This window comes from Vibrio satsumensis, from assembly GCF_050337435.1.
GTDB classification, from domain to species: domain Bacteria; phylum Pseudomonadota; class Gammaproteobacteria; order Enterobacterales; family Vibrionaceae; genus Vibrio; species Vibrio satsumensis.
In genome coordinates, this window is record NZ_JAKJSX010000008.1 from 158,745 (window position 1) to 173,017 (window position 14,273).

The 14,273-nt window shown below is 46.0% G+C and carries 9 protein-coding genes; 3 read left to right on the forward strand and 6 right to left on the reverse strand.

Going from position 1 to position 14,273, the window contains the following annotated elements:
- Nucleotides 1-41 precede the first annotated feature (41 nt).
- Both L4C44_RS11720 and pulA read right to left on the reverse strand, forming a co-directional pair.
- On the reverse strand, nucleotides 42-1,808 hold the full coding sequence (locus L4C44_RS11720) for an alpha-amylase family protein (protein ID WP_428805084.1): 1,767 nt from the start codon (nucleotides 1,806-1,808) through the stop codon (nucleotides 42-44).
- A 248-nt stretch (nucleotides 1,809-2,056) separates the two neighbouring features.
- Nucleotides 2,057-5,698 carry a pullulanase-type alpha-1,6-glucosidase gene (gene pulA / locus L4C44_RS11725; RefSeq protein ID WP_428805162.1) on the reverse strand — a complete coding sequence of 1,214 codons (3,642 nt, stop codon included), beginning with the start codon at nucleotides 5,696-5,698 and terminating at the stop codon, nucleotides 2,057-2,059.
- 603 nt (nucleotides 5,699-6,301) lie between these two features.
- On the opposite strand from pulA, the gene L4C44_RS11730 reads away from it, so the two are divergent.
- Complete coding sequence (locus tag L4C44_RS11730) at nucleotides 6,302-6,691, forward strand: DUF1294 domain-containing protein (protein WP_372385690.1); 390 nt, start codon at nucleotides 6,302-6,304, stop codon at nucleotides 6,689-6,691.
- A 55-nt stretch (nucleotides 6,692-6,746) separates the two neighbouring features.
- Here the strand turns inward: L4C44_RS11730 and L4C44_RS11735 are convergent, their stop codons facing one another.
- On the reverse strand, nucleotides 6,747-7,331 hold the full coding sequence (locus L4C44_RS11735; RefSeq protein ID WP_428805085.1) for a LysE family translocator: 585 nt from the start codon (nucleotides 7,329-7,331) through the stop codon (nucleotides 6,747-6,749).
- Nucleotides 7,332-7,472: 141 nt separating this feature from the next.
- On the opposite strand from L4C44_RS11735, the gene L4C44_RS11740 reads away from it, so the two are divergent.
- Together L4C44_RS11740 and L4C44_RS11745 are read left to right on the forward strand one after the other, a co-directional pair.
- A complete protein-coding gene (locus L4C44_RS11740) occupies nucleotides 7,473-7,913 on the forward strand; it encodes an Lrp/AsnC family transcriptional regulator (protein ID WP_010431662.1) in 441 nt (146 codons plus the stop codon).
- A gap of 26 nt (nucleotides 7,914-7,939) precedes the next feature.
- Nucleotides 7,940-8,869, forward strand: a complete 930-nt coding sequence (locus tag L4C44_RS11745) for a LysR family transcriptional regulator (protein WP_327784736.1) — start codon at nucleotides 7,940-7,942, stop codon at nucleotides 8,867-8,869.
- A 155-nt stretch (nucleotides 8,870-9,024) separates the two neighbouring features.
- On the opposite strand, the gene L4C44_RS11750 is transcribed toward L4C44_RS11745, so the two are convergent.
- The 3 genes from L4C44_RS11750 to L4C44_RS11760 all read right to left on the reverse strand — a co-directional run bounded on the left by L4C44_RS11750 (nucleotide 9,025) and on the right by L4C44_RS11760 (nucleotide 14,267).
- Entirely contained in the window at nucleotides 9,025-10,086 is a 1,062-nt protein-coding gene (locus tag L4C44_RS11750; RefSeq protein WP_327784737.1) for a c-type cytochrome, read from the reverse strand.
- A gap of 9 nt (nucleotides 10,087-10,095) precedes the next feature.
- Complete coding sequence (locus L4C44_RS11755; protein ID WP_428805086.1) at nucleotides 10,096-10,737, reverse strand: c-type cytochrome; 642 nt, start codon at nucleotides 10,735-10,737, stop codon at nucleotides 10,096-10,098.
- A 437-nt stretch (nucleotides 10,738-11,174) separates the two neighbouring features.
- Nucleotides 11,175-14,267: a tetrathionate reductase subunit A gene (locus tag L4C44_RS11760; protein ID WP_428805087.1), complete on the reverse strand. Its 3,093-nt coding sequence runs from the start codon at nucleotides 14,265-14,267 to the stop codon at nucleotides 11,175-11,177.
- Nucleotides 14,268-14,273: the final 6 nt, after the last annotated feature.

Here is a 14,273-nt window from a genome sequence, read left to right on the forward strand (position 1 = left end):
TACTCTATCCTAAAGCCATAAATTGCTGTGAGGTAAATCGGTTATATGGTCAATACCCATGCTAGGGCTGCTAGAGGTTTTAGTTCAGCATTTAAGTAACCAACGCCGTTTTTAACAGATAGTGTCAGCTGTTGGATGCCTTCAATATGCTCGTTGACTGCATAGTTACCATCTACGATTCCTAACTCTTGAATAACTTCCGCGATAATCTTTAGCTGAATATTTTCCGTAGTGCTTTGACTGAAGTTGGTAGCTGCAATAACCAGTTCTTCTTTATCAAATCGCAAGAAAGCGTAAATCGAATCACTTAGCTGACCGGATTGATGTAAATCTAAGTACTTCCCGGTCATTGATGAATGCTCGAGTGCAAAATTCATCACCCGTTGATAGAAAGTTCTGAGTTGTTTTTCTTGTTCATTGAGTTGCCCACCATCGAACTTTCCACCGTTCATCCACTTCTGATGTTGAGGTACGCCTATATAATCAAATATGGATGTGCGGGAGGGTTGGCCGAAGCCTGCGTTCTCTGCGCCAGGTTCACCGACTTCTTGTCCGAAGTAAATCATCGTTGGCGAGCTGCTCAATAGTGTACTGACCAACATTGCTGGTTTTGCGATTTGTGGGTTACCAACAAACTCTGGAGAAGCGACACGCTGTTCATCATGGTTGTCTAAGAAGTGCATCATGTGATGTTCAATGTCCATCATTTGATGCTGAATCTCTGGGATTATTGCCGTTGAAGCCTTACCTTGCATAATTGCTTTTAGGCCATCGTAAAGATCAACTTTGTCGTACAGGTAGTCCATTTTACCTAAGTGAATATAATCACGGTACAAATCCGGTTGATATACCTCAGCCATTAAAAAGGCGTTTTGGTTTTTCATTTTTATTGATGAATTGAGATAGCTCCAGAACTCAACAGGTACCATCTCAGCCATGTCGTAACGGAACCCATCCACCTCTTTTTCTAGCCAATACAAAGCGATGTCTCGAAATTTAACCCATGAATTCGGCACGTCAACATCTTGCCAAAAGTGGTAATGATCTAGGTGATCACGCTTGGCATAGTCATTTGGTAGCTCTGGGAAGTCTTTTGAGCCGTCAGGTCGAATGCCATAATTAATTTTGACAGTTTCATACCAATCATCAAAGTTCGGCTTGCTTAAGCGAGATCCATTCCCTGTCCATTTGGCTGGGGTTTCAAGGAAAGGGGAGCTTAAAGCTGGGTGTTGCTCACCACCAAGTGGGAGAAATGCGAGGTCGATTTCTGGCAGTTCGAATGAGCTATTAGGGATGTAATAGAAGTTGTTATTACGATGATACTCAACAGTTGTGTCGTCTTGATCGCCAAAATCGCAGGTGCCTTCAGGGTTATTTAGACCTTCGTAATTGCGAGCTATGTGGTTAGGGACAATATCTATGATGACCTTCAAGCCGTTGTCATGGCTTCTTCTGATCAAATCTTCGAATTCTTCCAAACGTTGCGCAGGGTCATCAGCAAGATCGGGGTTTACTGAATAATAATCTTTGACTGCATAGGGTGATCCAGCACGGCCTTTTACAACACTAGGATGGTCATCAGATACACCGATATTCTTGTAATCGTTGATCAAAGCATGGTGTGGTACCCCGGTGTACCAAATATGAGTAATCCCAAGCTCTTTAATTTCAGTTAGGGCTGTATCCGTAAAGTCACTGAACTTACCGACACCATTTTTTTCAATGGAGCCCCAAGGTGTGTTCTGTGTATTTTTATTGCCAAACAAACGTGTAAAGACTTGATAGATTGAATGTTTCTTGGTGTACATACTTATATTCCATCTTTGAAGTAGAGGTGTAGGTCTTTGTTCTTTTAGCTAGGAGGCTAGCCTAATCGGAATGAAGCTTTATCCTCCCTAATTAATAAATTCAGGGCGTAGTTACTGAGGTATGTGAGCTGCTGCTCAAAATAGAATGGAGAGATGTTTACTTCACTTCAATGTCATTAGGGCTAACAGAGAAAAAGGGAGACTAATGTCTCCCTTGAGTAATTACCTGTTCTGATATTTTGTAAATTCTACGGCTTGGTTACAGAAACAACGGCCTTGTCTACATTGCCATCCAGCTCGTGAATCGCATTCAGAGTGAATGTATAGCTACCAGCTTCTGTTACGCTTAGTTGGCAGTTACCATCAGTACCTAGGTCGATTGAACCATCAGCAAGTTCAACGGAATCACAACCAAAGTTAGGTGATACCCAATCAGCATCAGCAAACTTGAAGCCATAGTTACCCGCTTCCAAGTTGCCTGTTACAGAATAAACCCCATTAGCAACAAAGCTCATCGCCCAATCATCAACAGGATTCCATCCATTCATGTCACCACGAACGTAAACTGTTGTTTGGCCGTATGGTGGAATACTAGACACATCCTTGTCTGAGTTATCAACCGGCAAACCAGCACCTTGTGCACCGTCTTGAGCTTGCACGAACACAGCGGTGGTTAGTGCAGGTACTGTGAAGGTTTCAGCGGTAAAGGTTGCGTTTTTCACTGTGTCGTCAGCTGAGTTTTGTTGAACGTCATGAAGCGTAAAGCCTGTCGCTCCTGTGATCTTGAACGATTGAGATTCACTGGTTGAGTTTACAACCGCGACAATCGCATCGTTCTCTGGATCGAGGTCTGTACCTGCGGACACACCATCATCAATAGACATGACAATCAAGCCTTCGACTTGGTCTTCGCCAACGTTACGGAAATCGACACGCTTCATAACTTCGTCAGCCGTATCTAATCGGAACAGTTCGCTTGAGCTACGGATCTTTAATAGCTCTAGGAATTGCTGCTTAGTTAATTCAATGTCGTCTGCGTCTGGTTTCGCCGTTGGGTCCGCAATGATGGTTTTGATCAGATCCCAGTTCGCACCATCTTTGTCTTCACGAGGTAAGCCGACGTTCCAGTTGTTATCAGTACCATCAAACATTACGCGGTTGTACCAGTCACCAGAATCGTAAGAATCGCGCTGCATAGACTTAGATCGTAGCAGTTCAGAACCCATATGGATGAATGGTATGCCTTGGCCTAGCATCACGGTAGAAAGCGATACAGACTGCATACGCGCACGCTCTGCAGAGCTAGTACCAGTGGCGATCTTGTAAGCGTTGTTATCCCAAAGCGTTTGGTTATCGTGTTTTGAAACGTAAGAGATGTTCTCTGAAGGCATCTTGGTGTAACCAGCTGGCGCCCCGTTGTAATCAACGTTTTTACCCAGTTTGGTATCGCCTTTGTAATCAATCAGTACGTATTCTGCGAGGTTACCTGCCATACCCAAACGAACAAGGTCTTGGTTATGTAAACGACCGTTGATTGAGCCTTGATCTGTCTTGGTTTCTTCATTGGCAATCGCTGCATTACCAAAGCCTTGGTTAAAGCGAAGTGGGTGGTTGCCTTCTGAATCGACGCCACCATCAAATGGGCTACCGCCACGAACTGCATCACGCAAACGGTCTGAGAATGTGCCGATCTCTGTACCCGCCATGTTTACTTGGTTCGCTTGATCGAAGCGGGCGTTGTTGGCGACTTCACCAAAGTCCCAGCCTTCCCCGTAGAACAGAGTATTCGGGTCAATTTTACGTACTTCTTCTAGCGCTTCGACCATCACGTCTTTTGGTTGGTGGCCCATTAAGTCGAAACGGAAACCATCCACTTTATAGTCGTCAGCCCACACCTTAAGAGAGTCGACCATCAATTTACCCATCATCAGGTTTTCGGTCGCAGTGTTGTCACAACAAGTCGAGTTTTCTACGCCACCAGTGTTGACGTTAAGACGGTGGTAGTACCCAGGGACAATCTTATCCAGTACCGACTTATCGTTCACACCAGACGCATTGGTGTGGTTGTATACCACGTCCATGATCAGCTTGAGATCCATGTCGTGCGTGGCTTTCACCATTTGACGGAATTCTAGAATGCGCTTCGAACCATTAGGATCTGTCGCGTAACTCCCCTCTGGAACCGTGTAATGGAATGGGTCGTAGCCCCAGTTGAAGCTGTCCAGCATGCGCAGGTCATTCATCAACGCTTGTGCATCGCCTGTTGAAGGATCATAACCATCGAGTACTTTTTCGATGATTTTGTTTTCGTCTTCGCTTCCACACAACGCAGCGGTAGGTTTTACATCACATAGCTTACCAACTGTGTCAGTAATATCGACACGGCTCGCTTCATCTTCATCAACGGTAGCGATATCGAATGCCGGTAAGATATGTAGCGTCGTCAAGCCCGCATCTTTCAATTCTTTTAGGTGTTTGACTGACTCACGATCTGCTTCTGTGAGAGCGAGGTATTTTCCATTTAGGTTCGCTGTACCTAGCTTATCGCTAAAACTAAAGTCACGAAGGTGAGACTCGTAAAGTACATGGTCTTCGTCTTTCTCTACGGTTGGTCGTTCGTAGTCGTCCCAGTTCGCTGGTTTCAAGGTTGAATCATTAAGGTCGATGACTTGAGAGTATGCAGAGTTCTTCGACAAACTGAGTGAGTAAGGGTCGGTTACTAGGCGAGTTTCAATGTTACCTGTGGTTGGATGGTAAACCTTCACTTGGTAACGATAGTAACTGTTGACTGCATTAGACACAGCATCAGTCGCCCAAATGCCCGTCTCAGTGCTTTCCGTCATTGGGATCACTTGGGAACTTTGCAGATCTTCGCTGTATAGGATGAGTTCTACATTTTGCGCTGTTGGTGCCCAAAGCTTGAAGGTAGCCGCACTGCCTTCAACAATAGCACCTAGTTCTTCACCCATCGCATTACCAGTATCTTCACTAGCAAATACCGCATCAAGTACACCTGGTTTTTGAACCTCAGTTGAAGAGATAACATCGCCATTAGCATTGTAGGCAACAAAAATTATCTGAGATTTTAAGATGGTGCGTAACGTGTTGTCGTCAACGTCGATAGCAAGGGCTGGTAAGCTTGCAAGGTGGCGGAAACGCTCTTTCAATTCAGAAGATAGCTCCCCGTCTTTGCTTAGTTCAATTGCAGTTCCGCCGACAATTTCTTTGTCGTCGTTCATCGTGATGCTGTTATCTAATGCATAGAAGAGTTTGACAGAATCGGCATTGCTAGCGGCTTCCCAAGCAATGGTGGTCGCGTCTAACCAATGTGCTTTTTGGCCATCAATATTGACTGGTCTTTCTGAAATTGGGTCGTAGTACAACTCGCTGCTGCCATGGAATCCGAATACACCTTGCGAATCACCAAGCTTGGCTAACTCGATTTTCGAATTTGCACTACCAAACGCTTTTTCGTCGCCATTGTGTAAGATGAAGTTCATGCATTTATGCGGGTCAGAAGCATCAGGATCGACTTTTAACACATAGTAGGCACCGTAGGTATCGCTGATGCCGTCAAATTCATATGGTGCGTCCCAGTTGGTACCGCTTTCACTAAGACCCATTGCGATTAAGTCAGTGCTGGTGCAGCCTTCGCCATTCCAAAGGTGCAACCCCCAGCCATCATAGGTCGAGCTAGACGTGCTCGCAGCCGCGACATCACGTTTGTAGTAAACAACGACTTCGTTTTCGCCAGCTTTGTATAAGCCACTGTTGCCAGCATCCGTGTCGCTGTCGTTATCGCTACCACAGCCTGCGATAAGGGTGGCAGTGAAGAGAGGCAATATCGCTTTGGCTAGTGTTGAGCGTTTGAAGCTTCTCTTTTTTGTAATGTTGAAGGTGCGTTGTAGAGTGATGTTCTTATTAATATTTATGTTGTTCACGTTTGATATCCATATTTCACTTTTTATGAAGATGAATATCCTAGCTTTAACTAAGGTCAACTATTTGTGATGGCAATGTATAAAGTTATTTTTAATTAGTAAATATAGGAAACCTAGTGTCAGTATCACGCTTTGTATCTGGTTGTGGTTAAATTAATTGGATCAATCACTCATTTGTTTAATATCAATAATATAGGGCGTAGAAGCTAGGCGTAGTTAATAAGGATGAGAGCTCATCCTTATTAATGTGAGATTAATATCACTTTGTAATGTTCTTATTTTTCAAGAGTAATAAAGTTTTCATGTTCTATTTGTTCTTAATATCAATATTAGTAATTTTTATGTATTAGGGATGATAGCTGCACTCAAGGAGAAGCAAAAAAGTAGGTAGATTACGTCAGTTTCATTTGCAGATATTTGCAATTCCTATAAATTCCACAGTGCATTTAAGGAGAAGGTAGGTTTCTTGTGAGCGAAACCACCAGTTATCCATCTTTATCAAAATCTACAGGGCGTAAGCTACAGTATGTGAGCTGTTGCCCAAAGGAGTTGATGTTGTCTTCATCTATTCAAATCGCTACCACTTATCTGGTTCTGGTGGCGGTGTCTGTGTTGTTTGCGGGAAGTTCTAAAGCGCTGTTGGTGTGGTATTTCGTTATCGGTGTCGTGACGTTTTTTGTGTACGCAAAGGACAAGCAAGCCGCGATTAATGGCAATTGGCGTGTGCCTGAGAAAACCCTGCACATTTTGTCTGTTGCTGGTGGCTGGTTAGGGGCTTTGATTGCTCAAGATAAGCTACGCCATAAAACGCAAAAGCAGCCGTTCAGATCTATCTATTGGCTGACAGTGGCAATGAATGTTGCGGTGTTTGTGTGGACGCTAACCCCGAGCGGGCAGGTGATATTTGGTCGTTGGCTTAGTGATCTGGTGGGTTACTTTTAACGAGAATAACGGTTAGCACCGGAGTACTAACCGTTAAAACATAGAAGTTATTCGATTAAAGCATCGGAATGGTCGACGCTAACAGCAAGCCCGCCATACCGTAGTTAAAGCTTTTGATGCGTACTGGCGTTGTTAGCCAGTGTTGTAGCTGTTTGCCTGCTGCCGTCCAGAATGTCACTGATGGTAAGTTGGCTAGCGTGAATATCGCCGCGATGATCGCAAGCTCCCACCATGAACTGCCACTGCTATACACTGAAATCGCAGTCAGTGCCATTGACCAACCTTTAGGGTTTACCCACTGAAAACTTGCTGCGCCAATGAAGGTCATCGGCTTATAAGCTTCGGTGCTTTTGGCTTTACCGCTCAATGCTATCTTAATCGCAAGGCACACGAGGTAAGCAAGACTCAGGTATTTCAATATTTGGTGAGAGACAGGGTAAGCGTTGAAAATGCCCATCAAGCCGAAACCAACCAGCAGTAACATGGCTGCAAATCCCAGAGCAATTCCTAGCATGTGCGGAATGGTACGGGCAAAGCCAACATTGGCTCCTGATGTCATGAGCATGATGTTATTTGGACCTGGTGTGAAGGTCGAGACAAACGCAAACAAGGCAAGTGCGCTAAGTTGTTCTAAAGGCATTGTGATTCTCCAGCAGTAAAATGAACGAAGTGACTGACCGGTCATGACTTTCACGTGTTGAGAAACATAGTAGGTGGAAAGTGAGGCAATTATGTGCTTTTATTTCACTTATTATCACTAAATGCACAATAATAAGTACCTATGGATAGATTTGACGAAAGGATATTGCAAGAGCTTAAATTGGACGGCAGAATCTCCAACATTGAGCTTTCAGAACGAATTGGCTTGTCGGCTTCAGCGACCCTAAGGCGAGTACAAGATCTCGAACGTAAAGGTATCATTCAAGGTTACCGCGCAGTTCTGGATAATGGCCTAATGGGTGTCGGCTTTATTGCTTATGTTTCGATTGGTTTATCGAGTCACAGCAAATCGGCTCAACTAGAGTTTGAACAACATGTCAGCATGGAAAAAGAGGTAGTGGAATGCCACAACATTACCGGTGCTAACGAGTACTTGCTGAGAGTAGAAACCAAAGATCTGCCGGGCTATAAGAAGTTTCATGCCGATGTGCTTGGGGAGTGCGCTCAGGTTCAATCAATAACGACCATGGTTGTGATGGATACCCCCAAAGATGAACGCTAGTCGAGTTTTATTTCAGGAGAGGCGTAGTGCCAAATACTAATCAGTTGTTATTGTTCTTAGATGTCGTTCAACAAGGGTCGTTTACCAAAGCGGCAACCTTGCACGACATGGACAATTCCTCACTCTCTAAACAGATAAAAAAACTCGAGCAAGACTTAGGTGTTCAGCTGCTCAACCGTTCTACGCGTTCGTTCTCGTTGACGTCGGCAGGGGAAGATATTTTAGCGCAAACCTATGTGCTGAAAGATACTATTAACCAGATCCAAGGCATTGCTGATTCATACCAGTCTGAACCCAAAGGTGTACTACGAATTACGTCGCCCATCTATTTTGGTCAGCAATACTTGCAACCTATCATTACTCAGTTCATGAGAAAGTACCCAGATGTTCAGATTGTGCTGTCATTAGACGACAAGATCGCCAACATTATCGCAGGGCAGTTTGATATCGCATTTCGCTTCAGCAAGTTGGTGGAATCAAATCTAATTGCCAAGAAGATTGCCGACAGTAACTTTATGTTGGTCGCCTCGAACGACTTTGTGAAGCAGCATGGTGAACCTAAAACGCCACAAGATTTGCTCGCGTTACCCGCTGTGATTTATACCAATGGTGATATGACGGTTGATCATCTGAGAATCAGTGAAGAGCCGCATGGCAACACTTTCCAGAGCCTAACGATTCGTGGCAACTATAAGGTGAGTGATGTTCGCACCATGGTGTCTTGTGTAAAAGATGGCTTAGGCTATGGCTTTCTTGATCAATCAAACCTGTACGCATCGATGAAAGAGTTGGGCTTAGTGACACTGCTTCCTGATTACGCTATCTCAACAGCGGATACTGCTATATACGCCGTCTACCCACACCGTAAGCAGACCAAGCTAGTGAAAGAGTTCATCACCTCAGTGCAAGATTATATTGGGTCGCCGACGATTTGGGAGAAGATGCAGCAAGATTAACGGCTTCTCTGCCATATCAAATCAAAAAAGAAGCCAGAACGTCACATGAACTGGTTTCTTTTTACTTTTCTAACGCTCACTAATTTACAATGTAAAGTTCAGCTATAGCTGGCGTGCGCGTCTCTTTTTCCACAAAGAGTGCCCTTTGATTGAAGTTAGTGGTTGTGAATCGCTTCCTTGCCACTTGGGTACGCTTTTGAACCCAGTACATGACCGTCGACTTCTTTACCATAGTAACCTTGGTGGTTGTGGTAACGCTTAGCATTGCCGGCAACATCACCCTTGTATCGTGGGTCTTGTGGGCGTTCATGGCTGTTCACAAAAGCTGCCACATCCCATGCATCTTGAATTGAAAGTTGCTGACTCTTACCAAGCGGCATGTTTTCGTAAATGAAATAAGCCGCTGTGTTTATACGGTGCATTCCCGCGCCCCAGTTAAACGCGTTCTCACCCCATAATGGTGGGAAGTAAGAGCGACCATCAGCTCCTTTAATGCCTTCGCCATTTTCACCATGACATGTTTGACAGCTGGTTTGGTAAACCTTTTCACCACGCGCTATTGACGGCTCTTGTTCAGGGTTAGCAATCTTAGGGTAGCCGCGGCCTGCCAACTTGCTGCGATCATCGATTGGGTATTTGCTTAACAGCTCTTCTGGTAGAGGGAAACTTTCAGCTTTACCACCGACTTGTAAGTCAGCATCGCTAATCTCAGGAACCGGCGTGTCTTGCATGCCGTTCTTGTCTAAGATGCCGCCCATCGCCAACCAGTATGAGTAAGCCGTCAGTGCGACCATCTCTTTTGAACCCACGGCTGGTGGCAGGCCATTCATTGAATAGGTGAAACAGCCTTGAATACGCTCTGCGTAGCTGTTGACCTTGTCGTTTTTCTTACGGTAAGCAGGGTAGGCCATGTACGCCCCCCAAAGCGGTGCTGCGTTGGGCTTCATGCCCGCTTGCATGTGGCAGTTGACACAGTTTTGCTCGTTGCCCACGTATTCGCCGCGCATCTGCTGCGAATCAACAAACAGTGAATAGCCCAGTTTAACTTTGTCGCCAAATTCCCCAGCAGGAATATCGACCAAGTCTCGTGGCACCAGATACTTGTTATCTTGAGGTTTCTCGACTGCTGGCAGTTCGGTTTGGCGATCGGGTAACTCACCTTCGGCATAAGCGATTCCAGAGGCAAGGGTTGCGGTAATTAAAAGTAATGTTTTCATGCGAGCCCTTTAGTATCGGAAAGATGCGAAGTAGTAAGACAGGTTCTTGATTTCATCGTCGGTCAACTTGCCAGCGATATTTCCCATCATGTTCAAATCATCACCCTTGCGAGTGCCGCTTTTCCAAGCGTTGAGTTGCGCTTGAATGTAGTCGGCGTGCTGGCTTGCTAGGCGAGGGAACTTATCTACGCCCATACCACTAGGGCCATGACACGTGGCACAAGCGGGAATGTTTCTATCCCAATCGCCTTGGAATACAAGCTTGCGATACGGGTTATCAATATCGGCTTGTGAGCCGCGCTGTTCTAAATCTGTGAATTCGTATGAAGGTAGTGAGGCAAAGTATTCCGCAACTTCACGACGAATAGCAGGATCAGACACACCATCGGCCATGCCTTTCATGATCGCACTTTGACGTTCACCATTAGAGAATAGAATCAGTTGATGTTCGAGGTAATCGGCATTGAGCCCAGCAAGCATAGGGGCGATGTTAGGCATACCTTTCCCGTCAGCTTGATGGCACCCGCTACAGGTTTCTGCGGCTTCGGGCATAGGGTTAGGCGCTGCTTGTGCAAAACCGGATAAAGAAAGGCTTCCTAAAGCAGCGATGCAAAGCGTGAGAGTTTGAGTTTTTATATTCAGCTTAATCATGAGGCGTCGCTATTGGTTGTAATGCACGCATTTTCGGCATAATTGAGCACTTACGCTATTGTGGATTTCCACATTAATTCGCTTGGAACTTGAGGTAAATCTCACATTAATAACCTTAATCGTCATGGTGGTATTTAGTGAGTCCCAAAAAGCTGATTCAAATCGCCGTTAACGAAATGCAAGGGAGCTGCCATGTTCGCCTCGGTGTAACTGCTTGTTAAGGCTCTTTTATGGCACCGATTGTATAAGCATAGTGACTTTATGGAGACTGGCTAAAAATTGTGGCGTAGTGAAGACTGACTGATTGCTTGGGGTAGGGCTGCCGTTCGAAAAACAGAGCAACCTCGAAGGACGAAGTTGCTCTGTTGTGTTCCTAGTTACGAATGAGTAGGGACATGGTTGGATAAGTGCTTAAGTGAGATCTTACGGAGTTTAAATTAAACTTTGTAGATCTTAGCGGGAAGCGCTTGTCTTGCTGCTGCGCCCACCACCCAATCCAGCATGACGCCTTTGCCTTCTCTCGTCGGGTCAATTAAACCAATATCATTGATGTTAACGCCATCGTTTGACTTCATTTTTACCGGTTGCTGCATGTCCCCAATCCAGTGCGCACGTTCGCCGAGCTCTTTGTGTCCAAAGCCGTGTTCAAAGCCTAATGTGCCTTGTTTGATGCCATCAATCACCATCGCCAACGCGTGTGTGGTTGAACTCGGTGTTTCAATGGCAAATACGTCGCCTGTTTTGATGCCAGCAGAAGAGGCGTCTTGCGGGTGAATGTAAACTGGGTTCACGCCTTTGATCGACTCCAAACGTGGTGACAAGTTAGATACTGCACTGTGAATGTTGGATTTAAAGTTGGTTAGAGTAAATGGCCACTCTTTGGTCGGGAATTGCTCTGCTAAAGGTGTGCCGTCTGCCAGTTTCTGTGGATACCATGTCGGGCAACCCATGTACTGTTCACCACTGATGGTGTTGCGAGAAGTACCTAGCTTTTCATTCCAGATTGCCAATGGTTTGGTCCATTTGTACTTCATGGTTTCATTGGTGTAGGCATTGGTTGCGTCTTCAAAACGACCGCCACGTGCGAAGATATACGCCACTTTGAGCATCTCTTCTGGCTTGAGCGTTTTGTTCATCACAGGTACAAGGCGTTCTAGACCAGACCAAACGATATCTTCGGCATCTACATTCGGCACTCCGCCTTTAACGAACGCTAGATTAGCCGCAGAGCGTAGGTAGAAATCTTCCGCACTATGGATGCCGTGCCAGTTACCTTGGCTGTCTTTAATGACGTTATCGCCAAAGCCACCTAAGCCAAGTGTTTTCGCGACATCAATAAAGAAGTTCTCTAGGTTGATCGCGCGCCCATCTTGAGTGCGTGAGGTTTTAGGCTCAACTATCGGCCAACGAGCGGTGATCGCTTTGGTCGCAACGCCATGCCAAGGTGTTGCCATGCCCCAGCTTTCGTAGGTAACCGTGTCCGGCACAAGGTAATCTGATAATGCTGTTGTTTCATTGATGAAGGCATCGATAGAGACGATCAAGCCAAGCTGTTTTGGATCTTTAAGCTTTACACCCAACAGGTTATCTAACCCTGGCACGCCATAAAGTGGATTAGCCATGTGGTTGATCCACGCTTTTGCGCGGTAAGGGTAACCATCAATCGCAGCTGATAAGTGCTCGGTTAAAAGCGGTGCTGAGATTGGGTACCACGGCGCACGTGTTGGGTAGGGTGATTCACCAGCTGCAACACGGCGTTTGTATTCGTTGGTCTTGTGATACGGGAATTTGCTGCGAGACAAGAACACGCCTTGAGGCTTAGTTTTACCTTTGAACTTGGTAAAGTCGTAACGTGGACCAGCAACAGAAGTCGGGTAGCCGCCCGCTTTTGCCATCGCACCACCTTTGGCGTTGATGTTACCTATCAGCGCGTTCAGCATCAGAATAGAGAACGAGTTGTAGAAACCATTGGTGTGCATGTTGCCACCGTGAGTATCCACCACTGCTTTTGTACCATAGCTGGTGAAACGTTTCGCTAGCGTAATAATCTGATCTTGTGGGATTTCACATTGCTCACTGTAGTAAGCAAGGTCGTATTTGAAGGCTTCTTCTTTCAATCGTTGTAGAGAAGACTTAACACGGACGGTTTGACCATCAATTTCTACGTCTTGATCGACGAACAGAGCCGCTTCATTCACCTGAATATGCGATGATAATAGTGACGTTGTCACATCTAGTGCGATGAAGCCATCATCGTCAGACATCGGCTCACCTGTTTCTAGCAAACCAATATCCGATGCACGAAGCATGCGCCCGTTTTGTGGGTGTGCTTCGTCGCTGATCACGAGGTGAGATGCATTACACCAATGGGTGGTGCCGGCTTTCTGCATCGCTTGCGCACTTGGGCGAGACAAGAAATCATGGTTGTAACGTTGGTTCTCGATGATCCATTGGATCATGCCCAATACTAATGCTGAATCGGTGCCCGGTTTGATCGGAAGCCAGTTGTTGCGATCGCCCGCCGCAAGGCTTGATGATCCTGCAGGAAGGCTTGGCGTCACTATGGTGTAGCTCAGTTTTCCGTTAGTACGCGCCTCTGCAAGTTGTCGTGCTTGACGCTTAAACGGGTTACCTGCTTGAGCCGGAGACATACCGATGAAAAGAATGAACTCAGCGTTATTAAAGTCGGGTTTTAAGTGCGAGAACTTATCTAAATCATTCATGATCGCGCCTGAACCTGCGCGGAACGCGTAGCCACAGTAAGAGCCGTGGTGGCCAAAGTTGCGAGTGCCGTAGCTGTTAAACGCAAAGCGCTTCAAGATGTCATCACGGCCTTCATTACCCGCATTGGTCACAAGCAGTTGGTTGGCTTTTGGTCCGTATTCAGGGTTGTTCGGATCAAGTGGTGTTTTGATATCGCGAATCGAACGTAAGCCTTCCACTTCCCCCTCACCGAACAAGTCACCACCTTCGGTGATCTCAGAGATAAGCTGTTCGTAGCTGATGGGTTCCCATTTTCCCTCACCGCGCTTACCGACACGTTTAAGCGGTTGAGTAATTCGGTATGGGCTGTTTTGAATCTCTAACATGCCATTACCACGGGCGCAGGCTGTCGAGCGGTTATTGATACCTGATTCACCAGACAAGCCAATGTAGGCGTCTTTTACCGGCGTTTTGAACGGGATCTGCTGATCACTTGATAGCGGGTGGTACGGGTTACCTGAGATACGTAAGATCTCGTCATTGCGATTATCGATACGTACACGCAAGCCACACAGTGTCCAGCAACCGAAACACATTGATGGTGCCACGCGTTGGTTTGGATTTGGCGAGATCTTACCTTGCTCATCGACACTGTACTCCGTCTCTAACGAATTACCGTGGTGGATGTGGTTGGTTTTCTTGCCAGCTGTGCCATCGATAGCACCGTGAACCATGTGTTTTGTGGTTGTCGCATAACCTGCAGCAAAAGCTCCAACACCACCGGCAGCAAGGCCTGTTTTCAAAAATTGACGACGTTTGTTATCCATGATGAT